Here is a 17,435-nt window from a genome sequence, read left to right on the forward strand (position 1 = left end):
TGATCAGGCTCTCCGTCACCTCCAGCTCGAGGTATCTGGCCTCTAGGCCGCTGTCCTTCAGTGCATTCACGACACGGCCAATCAGGTTTCTTTCCCTGAATTGCCGTGCCGACACATTCACGCAGACGATCAGGGGCGGTAGACCCGCGTCCTGCCAGGCCTTGTTCTGCCGACAGGCTTCGTGCAGAACCCAATCGCCGATGGGCACGATCAAGCCTGTCTCCTCGGCCGTCGGAATGAAAATGGCCGGTGACACCGTGCCTCGCGTCGGATGCTGCCAGCGTATCAACGCCTCAACCGCGAAGATCTGCCCTGACCGAAGATCAATTTGCGGCTGATAGAGCAAGGTGAATTCCGAACGAGCCAGTGCGTTTCGCATTTCCTCCTGAAGCACGAACTTTTCACGCGCCCTAGTGTTGAACTCGGGCGCGTAGAATTGGAAATTGTCGCGGCCAAATTCCTTGGCGCGGTACAAGGCCGCATCGGCATTGGCCAGCAGCGTATCCGAGTTCGCCCCATCCTTGGGATAGTTGGCGACGCCGATGCTGGCCGTGGCACTCAGCCGATGTTTTCCAAGTTCAATCGGCTCCGCGATCACTGCACGGATCTTCTGAACTATCTCGGAGATAAGCTCGACGCTCGCCGGCTGGTCGAACAGGACAACGACGAATTCGTCGCCGCCAAGTCGCACGACCGTATCGGTTGCCCTTACACACTTGACCATTCGGTTGGCGACAGTCTTCAGCAGTTCGTCTCCGGCGTTGTGGCCGAGCGTGTCATTGACCAACTTGAAATTGTCGAGATCGATGAACAACACGGTCACCCAGCGGCCATAACGCTGCGCGTAGAGGACAGCCTGCGAGAGCCGGTCCTCGAGCAGGGCGCGATTGGGAAGGCCAGTAAGCGCATCGTGGTTGGCCATGAAGTGGATCTGGTCTTCGGCCAGCTTGCGCTCGATGGCGATCCCGGCGATGCGCGTGGTGAAATTGATGAGTAGGGTCTCGGCCTCGCCCGGTTCGCGCACCGTCATAGAATACATCGCAAACACGCCCAACACGGCGCCCTGATGCGACAGGATCGGGGTCGACCAGCACGAACGATAGCCGTGGGGCGCCACGAGTTCGCGATAGTCATCCCAAAGCGGATCCTGCATGATGTCAGAGACAATGACCGGCTCCCGACGGTAGACGGCGGTTCCGCAAGATCCAACGTTGGGACCGATTGCGATCCCGTCGATCGCGCTCGTATAGTCCATTGCAAGGCTCGGCGCCGCGCCGTGCCGCAAGTGACCACCATCCTTGTCAAGCAGCAATACGGATCCGAATATTCCCGTCAGCTGGGACTCGACGAGGCGCATAAGGCGGTCGAGCACATCTTCCAGGGGAGCGCTCATCGCGATCATTTCCAATATGTGCGCCTGCCCGTCCCGGAGCACGTCCGCCTGCTTGCGCGCGGTGATGTCGTGGGCAATGCCGACCAGACCGAAAATTTCGTTATCAAGATTGCGCAACGGCACCTTCGTCGACGAGAGCCATTTGCCGGCGCCCGAGGCATCGACGATGAACTCCTCCTCGTCGATCATCGGTTTTCCGCTGCGTAGAACCCTCTGCTCGATATCGCGAAACTTCCGCGCCATTTCCGGGGCATGAAGATCAAAATCGGTCAACCCGATCATGGCGTCGGTTTTTTCGCGGCCGCTGTCGGCCGCAAGGGCCCTGTTGACCACGACGAAGCGGCTTTCAGTGTCCTTGACCCACAGATAATCCGGCACCCAGTCGATCAGCGCTTGCAGCGACATGCGCTCGTCGACGATCTGGCGACTGGCGATCAGTTCAGTGATGTCCTCATGCGTGGCGACCCAGCTCCCGTCCGGCATCGGTTGATGGCAGATCTGGATTGTCCGACCATCGGCGAGCTTGGCGCTCCAGATCCTCGAGGCATTGCTTGAATTGACCGACCGCGCCATCGTCAGATAAGCGTCGGCCGGCATCGCCGACGTCCCGGCGGCCACGCGGCGCTCGACGATTTCGCCCAGCGTCAACCCTGGCTGCAGTTCATCGGGGGCTATGCGGTAAATTTCCGCATAGCGCCGGTTGCAAAGGATTAGCCGTTCGTCGGCACCAAAAAAGCAGATGCCTTGCGAGACATTGTCGATTGCCGTCTCAAATCGCAGCGCCTGGCTTTCGAGCGTCGCGATCGTGGCGCGAAGTTCGCGCTCGAGCATTTCGTACGAAGCCGACGCCAGTTTTGTCAGCGCGGCGAGATTGGTCGACTCAGGTGCCTCGGCGGCTCGCCTGGATGGTTTTGTGACCATACAGAGTTCCTCCGATTCGACGCTTGGAGAAAGCCAAGCGAACTCGCTTTCTGACTGAAAGCGCGCGTATAACTGATACTGGCCAAAATGTGTTAACTGCGGATGAATCGGTCTCAATACTTAAGGTGTCAGAATTGGATATCTGCAATACTGCCCGGCTGTTGAGAGGGGTATCCGTCAAGCCGCCTCAGTTCTACAACGATGCGGCTGGCCGCCAGTGTCTGCAGCGCCGCGGCGTACTCGCGCACCCCCATTTCGCTCCAGTTCATCGCTTCTACGTGCATGGCCCAGAACGCCTGGACAGCGCGGTTGCGCACGTCCGTGCTCACCCCATGGCGGCACCGCGGCGTTTCCTGATCCGCTTTTCGCTCCGGCAAGCGTATTTCGGGCGCACGGAGCGGATGATGCGAAGCTGTGCCGGAACCCAGTCGAGCATTTCGCTGACGCTCTCGCCGATCGCATGAAGCGCGCCGCCAAAGCACGCTCACACTGTGTGGTCGATATCGAGAACAACATCCTCTCGCAGCAGGTGATCGGGCAGCGGCTTGCGGTGAGACGGCCGCTCCGGAGGAAGTTTCTCGGCACCTGGCCTGCTCTCCCAGATGCGGGCGATATCGGCATCGAGATCTTCCAGAGCGAGCGCCAGCTGGTCAGCATCGAGCCGCTCGGAGTGGCGGCCGAACTGCGCCCGCTGCAGCTTTTTGATGATCGGTTGAAGACGCTCAATCTCCCCGTCGCGGCTCTCGACGACGGCCGCCATCTCGCGCACGAGACGCTGCAGGAGATCGACGTCGGAAGGCAAATCAGCAAGGTCGAGCCGCATGCTCGATTTTACTTCAAAACACCTTCATTCCCAAGCGTTGCGGCCTTGAACCGCCTGAATTTTGGCGCTTTTTCAGCCCGCCAGCGCAGGCTTCCAAACCCGTTCGGGCGCGCGCCAGTCGATGCCCGATCAACATGGCGAGCTGCGCCGGCGTCAGTGTGATCGAGCCGTCAAAGCCCGCCATCACCGGCCACGCCCTGGTCGAGCCGCTTGGTGAACAGGCACAGGCCATTGCCATCCCAGAGCAGGATCTTCAGCATCGACGCCTTCTTGCCGCGGAAGGCGAACACATGGCCCGAGAACAGGTCCTTCTTCAGCACCTCCTGCACCAGCATGGCGAGCCCATCGAGGCCCTTCCTCATGTCGGTGATGCTCGGGATCGTCGTGGCCCAGCATGTTCAGCGCCAGAAGACTGATCGTCCTCGGCAAGAACTTCAGTATTCGGGCCTGAGTTCTGCTCCCCGCGCTAGCGGGGTCGCGGGCGAAGTTCTCATGATCTTTCAACAATGTTGCGCAGGCGTCATGTGTTACCGCGAGCCATGTGCGCCCGACAATTGGCAGCTTCATGCGAACAACCGGACCTTCGGCCCGGATGCGATCCAGGGTTGGGAAGGGATTTGCGTGAAACTCAGGTGATAGGATGTCGAAATCGCAAGTCTCTATCACAGGCTTCACTCCAGCAAATAGGGCGCTGCCACGGGCCCTTCGGCCAACCGCTTCGTACTCTTTGAAGTGCGGAACGCCGTGGCCCGCACAAAAGTGCAAGCCACGGCCTCCTTTTGCATCAGTCTACGCCGGTTGGCCAGGCTGCGGTAGCCGGTTCTGAGCGCGGGGTTCGATACATATCCTCGCGTGGTCTGTTGGCCTGAGCGCGTTGCTCGGGCGCCTTTACATCGAGGCTGCGCCTTCCCGCTGCTTAACGGCAAATTCCTCCTCCGGCGAATAGACCAGGGTCTTGCGGCCATAGGCGCCGAAATAGATAATTGCCAGTCCGTACCAGACCGCTACGCCGATGATGCCCTGCCGGTATAGTGGGTCGGTGAGCTGAAATGCTATGGTGATCAAGGCGATGATCACGGTCAGCCATGCTCCCAGTACGCCAAAGGGGCTCTTGCAGGGCCGCTCGATATGCGGGAAACGGCGACGCAACTGAAGGTCAGCCCCTGCAGAAGATAGGAGAACATGGCGCCGAACACGGCCATGTTCAGAAGCGTGCCGCCAATATACGTGCCAGCTGCCTCGCCGCCCTGAGCGAACCAGATCACCACCATCACCAGGAAGCCCACGAGCGATCCCGCAGCAAGCGCCACATTAGGCGTTTTATGCTCTCCGTGGGTTACCGAGAGGAAATGCGGGAAGTAGCCCGCGCGGCTAAGCGAATAGATCTGTCGTCCATACGCGAAGATGATCGCGTGGAAGCTCGCCACAAGTCCGGCGACTGCGAACAGCGCGAGGACCTTTGCCCAGCCAGTTCCGTAGATGGCCCTGAAGCCATCAAGAATAGGCTCGCCGGACGTTCCGTACGCAAACGCCCCGTCGGGCAACGACGGGTTGATAATAAGGATCAGGAACCCAGTGGCCAGGAGTGTGAACATCCCGAGCATGATCCCTTTCGGCATATCGCGCTTAGGATCCACCGATTCCTCGGAGGCAAGCGGCAATTGCTCGATGGCAAGGAATAGCCAGACCGCGAACGGCATCGCTGCGAAAATGCCCCTGAGACCGAATGGCAGGAATGGCCCGCCTCCGTCCGGCAGCGCCACCGCCGCCCCATCCGGTCCAATTCCGATATTCATAGCATTCTTGGCGAATCGAACTGTCCTGGCGCCAACGCGCTGAGAACACCAGGATCGCCAGGGCAATGAGCGTGACGATGACCGTTACCCCGAAGGAAAGAGCGACACCGCGCACGTTCAGCCCGACAAAGATCAGGTAGCCGATGAGCCACCAGATCGGCTGCCAGGCGTCTGGGGTGCCAGTGATGGCCGTCATGTAGGTGCCTATGAAATAAACCACGACCGCCGGCGTGAGCACATACTCGATGTTTTCCGCAAATTCCGGTGATGAAGCCGCCCCAGGGACCGAAAGCCGTCCGTGCAAAGGAATACGCGCCACCTGTGTGGGGCAGCGCTGGGCTCATCTCGGCGATAGAATAAGTCAGGCCGAGATACATGATGGCAATCAAAACTGTCCCTATGAACATTCCGCCCCAACCACCGACGGCGAAGCCAAGGTTCCAGCCTGAAAAGTCGCCCGAGATGACGGCGCCGACGCCAAGCGCCCAAAGCGAAAAGACGCCAGCGTGGCGCTTCAACACGCGTTTTTCAAAACATTCCGAACCGGGAATGTGATAGGAGACGCCCCCTTCGTGTTTCTTGGATTCTCCGACCATCGTTCTGACCCCGTTGTCAATTCATCGGTAGTTCCCGTTGTGTCTCTGTTTGAATGGCCGCAGCGATTGGTATGCGGCCTATGCTATCTATCGCTCCCTTTGGGTTTAGGGCGAGCATCGCGGCTGGCCCGGAAGAGCTGACGGTCAAGGGCCAGGGCTAAGAAACACCCCACGATGTCGACGTTCGTGGCAGGTGCCGACGGCCGTTCATCGGGGTCGAATGCGAGTCCAATGGCTGCACCCTGGCCCTTTGACGTTGCCAAGGGCCAAAAGTCAAAGCGCGAGGCCAGCGAGGGATAGACTCCGGCGCGCGAGAAAAGTCCCGTCGCCAATGACGATCGCGCTGCCTCGATTTCGGCGTGCTGCGACTCCAAGTCGCCGAGGCTCTCGACGGACACCACTTTGCCCTCTAGAACGAGAATGACGACGACCGGGACGTGGAAGAGCGCTGCAAGAGCTTGGGCAGTGATCGAGACGATCGCCTTCGTATCGTCGGCCGCCACCACGTCGCGGCTGCAGCCTTGCAGGACTGTCGCCTGCCTTCTCAGGAGTGCCGCGTCAGTTGCTCTTCGACGGGAAGTAAAGGCAACGGCACTTACGATAAGTCCGACCACAAAAAGCAGTCCGATCGCCCGGACGTTTGCCGGGTCGTCGACGATCAGCGTATAGCGAGGCTCAGTGAGGAAGAAGTTGTAGGCGAGAGCGCCAAGTATCGCCGAAATGAGAGAGGGGGCCTAAGCCCAGGCCAACGGCCGCTATGATAACCGGCACCACAAATATAAGGGAGATATTGGGGATCGTCACCCGGCTATCAACGCCGACAGCCACGATCGTTGCGAAGGCGGTCATTCCAAACGAAGCAAGATACCGCGCTACTGGCGCAGCCTCCCATGATACCAAGGCCAAAAGCGGATCGGCATCCGGCAACAGCGGGATTTCCCCTCGCAGCTTCGGTGTAGCACCGGCCATCGGTTCAACTCCCCCGTCCTCTGATCTGTAGATCAATCCTGGCTCGACAATCCATTCACCAGGCGAGAGTGATTCGACATCGTACCGGCCGTCTGCAAGGCGCGGCGCAAGTCCGACGTAGTGATAGTGATCGCCGAAGGAATCTATGATAGCGGAGAAAATGGGCCGTTCAGCAAGGTAGCCGACGACCTTGCTTTCGGTGGGTCGCTCGGCGGCGGGTGCCGCCATCCTGACTATGTAGTATTCGATCGGAACGCGAGACGCATCGGCTTATTCCTCATCAAAGGAACGCAGTGAGGCAGTATGCTCGCTCTACCTGACGCCAGGTGAGAGCGTTGGGTCAGTCGACCTGTACGCGGACCTCGCGTGAACTAGACCGCCAATTGCATCCCGATCTCTACCACGCGTCCGGTCGGAATCTGAAAGTACTCTGTTGCGTCGGCAGCCGTGCGCGCAAGATTGATGAACAGCTTGTCCTGCCACACCGGCATGCCGGAATTGGGAGAGGCCTTGAGCGAACGCCGCGACAGGAAGAAGGACGTCGTCATGATGTCGAATTTCCAGCCCTGCTTGCGGCAGATCGCCAGCGCGCGCGGGATGTTGGGCTGTTCCATATAGCCGAAGGTCAGCGTCACCCGCATGAACAACTCGTTGACCGTCTCCATCCTGACACGTTCGCTGTCGGGCACCACCGGCTGCGGCGCCGTCACCACCGAAAGGATGACGTTCTGCTCATGCAGCACCTTGTAGTGCTTCAGGCTGTGCATGAGCGCGGTCGGCGTGCTGAGCGGATCGCTGGTCAGGAACACTGCGGTGCCTGATACGAGATGGGGCTTCTTCTTCAACAGGTTTCCGGCGAGGAAATCGAGCGGGATCTCGTTCCTGCGGGTCTTGTCGAACAAATAGCGGCTGCCTCTGATCCAGGTCGCCATGATCAGTCCCATGACGCAGGCGGCCATAATCGAGACCCAGCCGCCTTCCAGGATCTTCACGACATTGGCAAGGAAGAACCCTGTATCAATAATGCCGAACAGAATGACCAGTGCAACCGCCACCCTGAGCTGCCAGTTCCACATCCACCTCATCACGACGAATAACAGAATCGTCGTCATCAGCATCTCGCCTGTTACGGATATCCCATAGGCCGAAGCCAGCGAACTCGAACTGCCGAAACCCACCACGAGAAGCATAACCGCCAGAGCGATGAGCAGGTTGACCCGTGGCATGTAGATCTGGCCGGACTGCATTTCCGATGTATGCTGAACCTCAATTCTGGGCAGGAGATTGAGCTGTACGGCCTGCCTGGTCAGCGAAAAAGCGCCCGAAATCACCGCTTGGCTTGCGATCACCGTGGCAGCCGTCGCCAGGCCAACCATTGGCATGAGCGCCCATTCGGGCAGCATCTGGAAGAACGGATTGTCCGGCTTCCCGCCATTGGCCAGCACGAATGCACCTTGCCCGAAATAATTGAGCAACAGGCATGGAAATACTATGGAGAACCAGGCGAGCACGATGGGCCTGCGCCCAAAATGTCCAAGGTCGACATAGAGGGCTTCCGCGCCCGTGACCACCAGGAAGACAGCGCCGACGGTCACGAATACACCGGCTGGCTCCCCGGCGAGATATGCTAGCGCGTAGTATGGATTGATTGCCAGCAGCACCGACGGATCATCAATCAGATGCGAAAGCCCGGCAACACCAATAGCAATAAACCAAACCGCGGTAACCGGGCCGAACACGGCTGCCACTTTGCCGGTTCCGAAGCGTTGAACAGAAAACAGGATGGCCAGGATGACCAGTGTGATGGGAACAACATAAGCGTCGAGCGCAGGGGTTATTACCTCCAAGCCCTCCACCGCCGACAGGACCGAGATTGCTGGCGTTATGATGGAATCGCCAAAGAAAAGCGCCGCTCCACAAATCCCGATCGCTAGGATGATGGGTGCACCCTTCGGATACGCAGTGCGAGCAAGTGACATAAGGGATAGCGTTCCGCCCTCTCCCTTGTTGTCGGCGCGCAGCACGAAGGCGACATATTTGATCGTTACAATGATCGTCAGCGCCCAAACGATGAGCGACAACACACCGAGCACATCGGCGCGCGATACGGGCCCCTCGGTCGCATGCAGCGCCTCGCGAAATGCATAAATGGGACTGGTGCCGATATCTCCATAGACGACGCCGAGCGCTCCAAGCATCAACAGCTTTGTGCTTTGTGGCTCAGTTTTGGGGGGATCGGCGTCTTCTCCTGGCCCTACGCCGTTACCAGTGTTGGCAAAGTCCATGAAATGTCGCCCCCTGGCGTTTTGCTTGGCTGTGCCCACATAAGCAGCCCGCCCAAACGCAATACAGCTATGGCTGCTTTGCAAAGCGGCTGACTTGTGCGGCCATGCGACACGCGGGACTCTCCGCTGTCAACCCATTCTGTTACAGTCGCGCTCACCGAGAAACGCCGTTCTCGATTGTGCGGCGCCTGGCGCGCCTGGAGGTCAGATCTCTGAGGCTGGGTCAGTTCGCCGTCGATGAAGCGGTTGACCTCATCTTCGGATATGCGGTCACTTGGCCACATCACGGCCTTCTACTACTCTCAACTGGGCTGGTGCGCAGTCGCTCATTTTTTCCATGTTACGTTTCAGGCCAGCCGCGCGCGGCTCAGGCGAGACATGATTCGCGTTCACATTTGGTTGCAGCGCAACAAGTCGATGCCAGGTAATGGGTCAGTTTGAAATTTGGGCAGTGGGGTAGTGGCCAGTAAGCAAGCCGACCACAATAACGATCAGGACCGCAACGCCGACGATCACCGCTCCCATCGCCAAGACAGTCCGCCAATCGGTCATTCGCCGCTCCCGCTCGATTGTTTGATGGACGCTAGTCTAGATGCCGTGATTTGGCCAGAACAGCCAAACCAGAAAGACCGCCGCAACAATCCATAGAGCAACGATGACCGCAAGGCCGGCTCGGCTTGTCGGCTTGTCGCGCCGCGTCGCTTCGGCGCGGAACTCTGCCATGAGTTCGGGCGGGACCAGCTTGACCGCTAGCAGGATGCCGAGCGGCACGATGATGATGTCATCCAAATAGCCGAGCACCGGAATGAAGTCGGGGATGAGATCAATCGGACTCAGCGCATAGGCGGCAACAGCACCGGCCACAACTTTCGCGTACCAAGGTACACGCGGATCACGGGCAGCTAACCAAAGCGCCACAACGTCTCGCTGGATCGTTCGCGCCCGCTGTTTCCCAGAGTTGATAATGGTCAGGCTATAGCTCGCTTCTTGTAAGAGCCGCGTACGACAGGCTTTTCGGATTCCTTCGCTTCGATCAGCGACACGATGTCGGCGATCTCCCAAAGCTTGCCAGTCACACCAGCGGCCATCGCCGGGGTCATGCGCAGGGTCGCATGGATTCGGACAAAATTGTAGTACATGAAGTGAAGCGCCACGGCGTTGGCGAGTGCTTCCACCTTCTTGGAAAAGCCATTGGTCAGGCGCGTGAAGCGGCGCATATGCATCCGCATGGTTAGGTTCTGGCGTTCCGCAAATGACGTGCTGACATGCTTGATGTCCGGATTGCCTTCGATCCGCTCTTTCCGCGCGCCAGTGCATTCGGCGGGGCTATAACGGTCCTTAGCGCTGTCAGGCGAAGCGCCATAGAGCTTGATCAGCATGGCGTAGTCGATGTCGCCGCCGAAGGCACCTTCGACAGCCTCCAGATAGGCCCTGTGGCCGTCGCTGGTCAGCTGGACACGATTTGCGAGGCGGCGCGAAAGATCATCCATGAACGCCATTGCGTATTCACTGTCGCGCCCGCCGACCAGCCACGACATGACAAGCTTGGTGTCGGCATCGATGGCCGTCCACGTCCAAGTGTCGCCCGCGCCTTCCGGGGCAGCTTTTGCCGTCGCAACGTTCTTCTGCTTGACGTAGGTGAACGACCAGATTTCATCGACCTGAATATGCTTGCTGGTCAGGTTGCGAAGGGCCTGGTCCTGATACTCGGCACACACCGCGCCAGCGTCCGAAAGGAGCTTGGCAACGGTGTTCTTGCTCATGCCCATGACGCGCGTGATGGCGCGGATCGATTGGCCTTCACAAAGCATGTGCAGGATTTGCGAGCGGGTCTTGGTGTCGAGCTTGTTCATAGGACATGTCATCGCATGTCTTCGAGGGTAAGTCAAGCATTAAGGGTCAGTTTGACTTTAGGCGCAAGCTAACACTTGACCGGCTAGGGTGGCGACTTTAAGAGGGATACTGAGATGTCTGATTACACAACACCTGGCCAATTCATCGCCGACCTTTTGCATCACCGTGGGTGGTCGAAAAGGGCGCTCGCGGTTGTGCTCGAAAAAGACGAAAGCACGATCAACAAAATTATCGCGGGTAAGAGTGCCGTGACCACTGAAACGGCCCTTGCGCTCGAAGACGTTTTCAGCGTTCCCGCCGAGCAGTTTCTCGAACTGCAAAGGAAGTACGACTTAGCGGTAGCGCGCATAGCCAACAAACCAGATCGCAGCCGCGCATCCCGCGCTACCCTTTTTGGCGACCTTCCGATTGCAGCGATGGGCAAGCGCGGCTGGATCAAGACCGAAGACTTTCAAGACCTAAATGCCGTCGAAGCCGAATTGCGGGGATTTTTTGCTGCTGAGACGACCGGCGAAATTGATATCCTGCTGCCCCATGCGGCCCGCAAGACACAGGTAAATGCGGACCCGACCCCAGCGCAACTTGCGTGGCTATACAGGGTCAAGGCGATAGCAAGCGAATTGATGGTGCCGAGATATTCGCAAGCGGCGCTCGAACGCGCCTTGCCTAAGCTCCACGCGCTTATGACGGCTCCCGAAGAAGTTCGACATACCCCACGTATTCTTGCTGATTGCGGCGTGCGTTTTGTGATCGTCGAATCCCTACCATCTGCAAAAATCGATGGGGTCTGCTTCTGGCTTGATGACCAATCCCCAGTTATAGGTTTGTCATTGCGCCATGACCGGATCGACAATTTTTGGTTCGTTTTGCGCCATGAATGCGAACACGTTCTTCTTGGTCACGGTCGTGCCGCAATGGTCCTCGACACCGAACTGGAAGGCGCCAAGGCTGGTCAGGGCCTCGACATTCCCGAGGAAGAACGCCTCGCCAACAAAGCCGCTCAAGACTTTTGCGTGCCGAGCGCGAAGATGGACGCGTTCATCGCGCGCAAAGCGCCGTTCTTCTCTGAGCGCGATCTTACAGGCTTCGCCAAAATACTTGGCGTTCATCCCGGCGTCGTCGCCGGCCAACTTCAGCATCGGACTGGCCGCTATGAGCGGTTTCGGCAATATCTGGCAAACATCCGGGTCCACTTAGGAACTGGCGTTGCGATCGATGGGTGGGGCGATGTTTACCCACTAGGTGAATGAGGCAAACATGTCGAAGGTAGCAGAGCGCCAGAAGTTCATCCGCCACTGGATGGACGTCACAAGCGAATCAGAAATTAATATGGATGACGTCGCGCGACTGGCTATGAAAATGGGCTGGAAAGCGCCACCGCCGATCACTGAGCAGGATCGGTTGGCGCAATTGTTTAAGGACGCGGCGCGCCAGGATATCCGCCACGATAAGAAAACTGGCCGTCCCTATCGTGGCTATCACGCGGTTCCAAAACACAATGCTGAGGGGCAGTTGTCTTTCTCATACATCGATATCGATGACCCAAAGGCCAAGCCTGAAAGCTTCCGCAAAGCGTGCGTAATGCGACGAGAGCAGAGTGTCGGCGACATGGTGCAGTTGCGGCTGGATCAGGTCCACTGGAATGACCAACGCCCGGGCGAACAGCATGTGGAGCTTCTTCCGGCCGACATGGAATTCGACTTGGAACTTCGTTTCGCCAGCATGGATGACAATCCCAAAGCGGCCTAGTCCTTCTTCCATCTGGCTTGGGCAGCTACAGATGCAATCCGAGCGCGCTGCTCGGGGCTAAGCGCTTTCGCGCGAGCCGGCCCACCTTTTTTGCCTGCCGTGGAAGCGCGCTTTTCCGCGCTCGACTTAAGCGGTTGCTCGCCAACGTTATCAGTCGCCAGATCGACAATGGACTTCGCCAACTGGTTAGGGTCGCGCGGGCGCTTGGGGGCTTTAGGGCCGGTGGGCATCAGTAATCCTTCGCCTCCAAGCTCGTGACCATCTTTTGAAGCGCCTCAATCGTTCGTTCATAGTGGGAGATGACGTCGTCGTTTAGGCTGGTGAGCCTTCCGCTTGGAAAGGCCTTGCCAATCGTCGCTGTGCCAGCACGCATTAGTCGGATGCTCGCTTGCATGTACTCGATTTCGTCCTTGTGATGACTGATCATATCTTCGCGCCAGCCCATCGAACTCCTCATGCTTTCCGTCAGCATATAGGAGGCCGGGCCGATATGTGAAATGCATATTGCATCCCGTTAAATTTCAAACTGACCCACTACCCGATGCCAGCTGGTCTTGACAAACGGCGCGAACAATTGTCCCAAGAGTTCCCATGAAACGCCTCCGCCGCCTCTCGATCGCAGGAATTGCGCCGCTCCGCGCGATGCTTGCGGTCGTGTTTCTGGTCTTGTCATCTCTCCAGCCAAGCCTTTTCGCAAACGCGAACGCCACCGGTTTTCATGGCGACTCCGGGGTGACACTCCAGGTCGAAGAATCTGCGCACGACACCGGCGTTGGCGACCACAAGGATGCGGCTGCAGCGGCCAAAACGGCTGTGGACAAGAAACATCACGGTGGTGAGAAATCGGCAGATGAGAGCTGCGAGGTCCACTGCGCGCAGGTGTATGCAGTGCCGGTCGACTGTCCTGAGCTGGGCCACGTTGTCACCCGCTGCTTTCCGCCTGTCGTTGCCGAAGTGTTGCCGGGCGGCGAGTATACGGCGCACATAAGGCCTCCCAGACACCTGAACTGACGCCGCCCCATCGAGGGCGTTCGCGCGCAGCGTGCGGATCCGTTCCGGCGCTGCCTAACGCACACGTTTAGCTTCAGGTCTACAATGAAATTCGCAAGCCTCGCGATGCTCGCATCGCTTTTGGTTGCCGGATGCGCGGTAACCACCCCACCGACCGTCCTTCCAGCTTTCAATCCGGCTGATCCCGTGATGGGCATCCGTGATACGCACTATCACCCGGTCGTCGCCAATTATCACCAGCGGGAGCCCGTCGATCCACGGAACTGGCGGCGTCTCAATGAAGAACGCTCCCCTGCAAAAACGGGAGCCGGATCATGAAGCGCCGGTTCCTGAACATAGCTGCGGCCATGGCCATCCCGCTGATAGCTGCCGGATGTACCACCACCGCTGCCCTTGATGACGTTTCCGACCCCGTCGCCGGCTTCACGACAGTGACGGCACGCGCCGGAGCTGTGACCGGTAAGAGAACGGCTTGGGTGCAATCTCGCGAGGACGCGCAGGCTCTCTCCGCGCAAGTAAAGAGCCTGGTGCAGAAAAGGATCATTGGTCCGGACGTTGCGGTGCAGGTCGCCCTGCTCAACAACAAGGGCTTGCAGGCCGCCTACGCCGAGATCGGCCTGTCGGCGGCCGATGTGTGGCAGGAAACGATGCTCGCCAATCCGACGATCTCGGTCGGCATGATCGGCGTCGATCCTGTGCGGACGATCGAGGGGGCGGTGGTCAGCAACATCCTTGCGCTGGCGACCCGTCAGCGGCGCGTCGCGGTCGCGGATACGCGCTTCCGTCAGGCCCAGCTCCGCGCCGCCGAAGAAACGCTACGACTGGCCGCAGACACGCGGCGGGCCTGGATCAATGCTGTCTCGGCCTGGGAGAGCGTTTCCTATTTGAACAAGGCGCAAGCCGCCGCCGACGCGGCCTCGGAACTCGCTCAAAAACTTGGGGAGACCGGAGCCTTCACAAAGACCGGCCAAGCCCGCGAACATGTCTTCTATGCCGAGATCACCGGTCAGGCGGCGGAGGCGCGGCTCGCCGCGCGGACCGCCAAGGAACAGCTTACCCGGCTGATGGGTCTATGGGGACCGGACGTCGACTACTCAGTCCCCAACACGCTTCCAGCCCTGCCGAAAGGCGCCAAGGCCAAACGCGCGATCGAGGCGGAGGCGCTAAAAAACCGCGTCGACCTTGAGGTCGCGAAGCTTGAGCTGGAAGCGTTGGCGAAATCCTATGGTCTCACCGAGGCGACGCGCTACGTCAGCGACCTGGAACTCCTTTCCGGCGCGGAGGTGGAACGGGAGGAGTCGGAGGAGGGCGGAACGGAGACGAGTGTCGCACCCACTCTTGAGCTCGAGTTTGTCATTCCGATTTTCGATACCGGCAAGGCCCGCATGCGCAAGGCCGAGCTTGCCTACATGCAAGCCGCAAACCGGATGGCGGAAAAGGCGGTCAACATCCGGTCCGAGGCCAGGTCCGCCTATGACGCCTACCGCTCGACCTATGACATTGCTCGGCACTATCGCAACAGTGTTGTGCCACTGCGAATAAAGATCGAGGCGGAGTCGGTCCTCACCTACAACGGCATGATCACCAACACGTTCGAGCTTCTGGCGGACACCCGCGCGAAGATCAGCTCGATCATGCTTTCCCTCAACGCCAAGCGCAATTTCTGGCTGGCCGACGTCAATCTCGGAACCGCCATCCATGGTGGCGGCGCAAGCTCGCCCGGGGGCGGTGACGCACCGGCCGTAGCCGAAGCGGGCGCCGAAGGCCACTGAACTCAAGGAGAAGAAAATGCTTTCAAGACGTCAGTTGCTAAGCGCGGGAGCCCTGCTCGCCAGCGCCACGGCATGGACCAAGACCTCGGCGATGGGCTTGCCGGACGCGGCGGTAATGGAGTCCCCGGACATGCAGCCACCGATATTTCCGACGAGCGGCCCGGACTACCAGCCGGTGGTGACGCTCAACGGCTGGACGTTGCCGCACCGCATGAACAACGGTGTGAAGGAATTCCACCTCGTCGCCGAGCCGGTCGAGCGGGAGTTGGCGCCAGGCTCGACTGCTTATCTGTGGGGATACAACGGGCAGTCGCCGGGCCCGACGATCGAAGCGGTCGAAGGCGACCGTGTCCGCATCTTCGTGACCAACAAGCTTCCCGAGCACACCACCATCCACTGGCACGGCATGATCCTGCCAAACGGCATGGACGGCGTGACCGGTCTTACCCAGCCCGGCATCCCACCCGGCAAGACCTTCGTCTACGAGTTCGACCTCGTGAAGAGCGGCACATTCATGTACCACCCGCACGCCGACGAAATGGTCCAGATGGCCATGGGCATGATGGGCTTCTTCGTCATTCATCCCAAAGATCCGAAATTCATGCGAGTGGACCGCGATTTCGTGTTCCTGCTGAACGCCTTCGACATCGAACCGGGGTCGTACGTCCCGCGCATCATGGAGATGACGGACTTCAATCTCTGGGCCTGGAACAGCCGCATCTTTCCGGGGATCAGTCATCTTCCAGTGGCGAAAAACGACCGGGTCAGGGTCCGCGTTGGCAACCTGACGATGACCAATCATCCGATCCACATGCATGGCTACGACTTCGAGGTGACCTGTACCGATGGCGGCTGGGTCCGACCGGAGGCGCGGTGGCCGGAGGTGTCGATCGACATTCCAGTCGGCGCCATGCGGGCATATGAGTTCGAAGCCAAATACGAGGGCGACTGGGCGATCCATTGTCATAAATCGCACCACACAATGAACGCCATGGGCCACGACGTGCCCACGTTCATCGGCGTCGATAACTCGAAGGTCACCGACAAGATCCGTCGGGTCCAGCCCGAATATATGGCGATGGGTGACCGCGGCATGGCCGACATGGGCGAGATGGAGATGCCGCTCCCCGACAACACGGTCCCGATGATGACCGGCTGGGGCCAGTTCGGGCCCATCGAGATGGGCGGCATGTTCTCGGTGGTGAAGGTGCGCGAGGGCCTGTCCGCGAACGATTACACCGATCCCGGATGGTACAAACATCCGGAAGGAACCGTGGCCTACGAGTGGACCGGTGATGTTCCATCTCCCACAAAGTCAGGCGACGCAAAAACGATGGCTCCGGCAGTGCACGGCGGTCACGGCAAACAGGGATGAGAAACCGAACCCCCTCAACCTCAACAATGAGAGAGTGTGCAGCATGAAACATGTAATCGCAGCGGCCGTTTTGATGGCGGTCAGTTCCGGAGCAGCTCTTGCCAGTGGAACGCACGCCGGAGGCCATGGCGACAAAGCTGGCACAATGCCGATCGGCAACCCTGGTGAGGCCGGCAAGGCCAAGCGGACTGTCAACATCTCCATGTCGGAGAAGGACGACGGGACGATGTTGTTCCAACCGGCTGTGCTCAAGGTGAAGAAGGGCGAGACCGTTCGCCTGAAATTCGTCAACAAAGGCAAAATCGACCACGAATTCGTCATGGACGTCCATGAAGGGATCATGGAGCACAAGGCGCTGATGGAAAAGTTCCCAGAGATGGAGCACGCCGATCCCAACTCGATCCGACTGGCGCCCGGCGCCAGGGGCGAGATCATCTGGACCTTCGCCAATGCCGGCGAATTCGGTTTCGCCTGCCTGGTCCCGGGTCACTACGATTCCGGCATGAAGGGCGATATCACCGTCGCCAACTGAGTTCGAAAAACGCAAAGGAAGCAACCATGACGCTATTGGTAAAAGTACTCTCGACGTTCGCGCTCGCGCTCGCCATCGGCGGCAGCGCTCTCGCGCAGGAATACGTCAAAGGCGAAGTTATCAAGGTCGACGCCAAACAGAAAAAGCTGACGATCAAACATGAGCCGCTGACGAATCTCGACATGCCCGCGATGACGATGGTGTTCGTCGTCGCGGAGGACGGCATGCTCAAGAAGGTCAAATCGGGTCAGGCGATCGAGTTCACAGCCGACCGCGTCAACGGACGCATCACGGTCACTGGTATCAAGTGATCCGGGACTAGCGCCGCGGGTTGAAAATCAACCCGCGGCCATGGTCCG

Annotated in this window: 18 protein-coding genes and 3 pseudogenes; 7 read left to right on the forward strand and 14 right to left on the reverse strand. The window is 59.1% G+C overall.

The genetic code is table 11. The annotated features are described in order from the left end of the window. From DH08_RS00455 to DH08_RS00500, 13 genes and pseudogenes are all read right to left on the reverse strand, one after another. A partial coding sequence (locus DH08_RS00455; protein WP_192177389.1) for a diguanylate cyclase domain-containing protein occupies positions 1–2,314 on the reverse strand: 2,314 nt, incomplete at its 3' end. A gap of 128 nt (positions 2,315–2,442) precedes the next feature. Next, a complete protein-coding gene (locus DH08_RS35950) occupies positions 2,443–2,643 on the reverse strand; it encodes a hypothetical protein (protein WP_246800629.1) in 201 nt (66 codons plus the stop codon). Continuing rightward, positions 2,640–2,777 (reverse strand): annotated as a pseudogene (locus DH08_RS00465) (IS66 family transposase zinc-finger binding domain-containing protein); the annotation flags it as partial. The gene DH08_RS35950 and the pseudogene DH08_RS00465, both read right to left, overlap by 4 nt. A 21-nt stretch (positions 2,778–2,798) precedes the next feature. Then, positions 2,799–3,137, reverse strand: a complete 339-nt coding sequence (locus tag DH08_RS00470; protein ID WP_192177391.1) for a transposase — start codon at positions 3,135–3,137, stop codon at positions 2,799–2,801. A 13-nt stretch (positions 3,138–3,150) separates the two neighbouring features. Next, positions 3,151–3,321: a hypothetical protein gene (locus DH08_RS37025; RefSeq protein WP_345892325.1), complete on the reverse strand. Its 171-nt coding sequence runs from the start codon at positions 3,319–3,321 to the stop codon at positions 3,151–3,153. Further along, complete coding sequence (tnpB, locus tag DH08_RS00475) at positions 3,308–3,499, reverse strand: IS66 family insertion sequence element accessory protein TnpB (RefSeq protein WP_345892321.1); 192 nt, start codon at positions 3,497–3,499, stop codon at positions 3,308–3,310. The genes DH08_RS37025 and tnpB overlap by 14 nt, the downstream gene beginning before the upstream one ends. Positions 3,500–4,025: 526 nt before the next feature. After that, positions 4,026–5,529: pseudogene (locus DH08_RS37270) on the reverse strand (amino acid permease). An 83-nt stretch (positions 5,530–5,612) separates the two neighbouring features. Then, positions 5,613–6,035: a hypothetical protein gene (locus DH08_RS00485; RefSeq protein WP_345892322.1), complete on the reverse strand. Its 423-nt coding sequence runs from the start codon at positions 6,033–6,035 to the stop codon at positions 5,613–5,615. A 105-nt stretch (positions 6,036–6,140) separates the two neighbouring features. Further along, positions 6,141–6,251 (reverse strand): annotated as a pseudogene (locus DH08_RS37030) (DUF4118 domain-containing protein); the annotation flags it as partial. Further along, a complete protein-coding gene (locus tag DH08_RS35970) occupies positions 6,205–6,726 on the reverse strand; it encodes a hypothetical protein (RefSeq protein WP_246800633.1) in 522 nt (173 codons plus the stop codon). The gene DH08_RS35970 and the pseudogene DH08_RS37030, both read right to left, overlap by 47 nt. A 143-nt stretch (positions 6,727–6,869) precedes the next feature. Beyond that, the gene (locus DH08_RS00490; RefSeq protein ID WP_192177392.1) at positions 6,870–8,783 is read right to left on the reverse strand and encodes a potassium transporter Kup; all 1,914 of its coding nucleotides are present in this window, start codon (positions 8,781–8,783) and stop codon (positions 6,870–6,872) included. Between the two features lie 588 nt (positions 8,784–9,371). After that, positions 9,372–9,755, reverse strand: a complete 384-nt coding sequence (locus tag DH08_RS00495) for a YkvA family protein (protein ID WP_192177427.1) — start codon at positions 9,753–9,755, stop codon at positions 9,372–9,374. Further along, entirely contained in the window at positions 9,752–10,636 is an 885-nt protein-coding gene (locus tag DH08_RS00500) for a helix-turn-helix domain-containing protein (protein WP_192177393.1), read from the reverse strand. The genes DH08_RS00495 and DH08_RS00500 overlap by 4 nt, the downstream gene beginning before the upstream one ends. A 114-nt stretch (positions 10,637–10,750) precedes the next feature. Between DH08_RS00500 and DH08_RS00505 the strand changes: the two genes are divergently transcribed. Both DH08_RS00505 and DH08_RS00510 read left to right on the forward strand, forming a co-directional pair. Beyond that, a complete protein-coding gene (locus tag DH08_RS00505; protein WP_192177394.1) occupies positions 10,751–11,887 on the forward strand; it encodes a HigA family addiction module antitoxin in 1,137 nt (378 codons plus the stop codon). 7 nt (positions 11,888–11,894) lie between these two features. Then, on the forward strand, positions 11,895–12,386 hold the full coding sequence (locus DH08_RS00510) for a hypothetical protein (protein WP_210328485.1): 492 nt from the start codon (positions 11,895–11,897) through the stop codon (positions 12,384–12,386). 229 nt (positions 12,387–12,615) lie between these two features. Here the strand turns inward: DH08_RS00510 and DH08_RS00515 are convergent, their stop codons facing one another. Next, entirely contained in the window at positions 12,616–12,831 is a 216-nt protein-coding gene (locus tag DH08_RS00515) for a hypothetical protein (RefSeq protein ID WP_192177395.1), read from the reverse strand. 146 nt (positions 12,832–12,977) lie between these two features. On the opposite strand from DH08_RS00515, the gene DH08_RS00520 reads away from it, so the two are divergent. The 5 genes from DH08_RS00520 to DH08_RS00545 all read left to right on the forward strand — a co-directional run bounded on the left by DH08_RS00520 (position 12,978) and on the right by DH08_RS00545 (position 17,387). Further along, entirely contained in the window at positions 12,978–13,397 is a 420-nt protein-coding gene (locus tag DH08_RS00520) for a hypothetical protein (protein ID WP_192177396.1), read from the forward strand. A 314-nt stretch (positions 13,398–13,711) separates the two neighbouring features. Next, positions 13,712–15,169, forward strand: coding sequence for a TolC family protein (locus tag DH08_RS00530; protein WP_192177398.1), 1,458 nt, complete (start codon positions 13,712–13,714; stop codon positions 15,167–15,169). A 16-nt stretch (positions 15,170–15,185) separates the two neighbouring features. Continuing rightward, positions 15,186–16,544: a multicopper oxidase family protein gene (locus tag DH08_RS00535; protein ID WP_192177399.1), complete on the forward strand. Its 1,359-nt coding sequence runs from the start codon at positions 15,186–15,188 to the stop codon at positions 16,542–16,544. Positions 16,545–16,587: 43 nt separating this feature from the next. Next, positions 16,588–17,076, forward strand: coding sequence for a cupredoxin domain-containing protein (locus DH08_RS00540; RefSeq protein WP_192177400.1), 489 nt, complete (start codon positions 16,588–16,590; stop codon positions 17,074–17,076). 26 nt (positions 17,077–17,102) lie between these two features. Further along, the gene (locus DH08_RS00545; protein WP_192177401.1) at positions 17,103–17,387 is read left to right on the forward strand and encodes a copper-binding protein; all 285 of its coding nucleotides are present in this window, start codon (positions 17,103–17,105) and stop codon (positions 17,385–17,387) included. The last annotated feature ends 48 nt before the right edge of the window (positions 17,388–17,435 follow it).

It is taken from the genome of Mesorhizobium amorphae (assembly GCF_014843845.1).
In the GTDB taxonomy this organism is placed as follows: domain Bacteria; phylum Pseudomonadota; class Alphaproteobacteria; order Rhizobiales; family Rhizobiaceae; genus Mesorhizobium; species Mesorhizobium amorphae_A.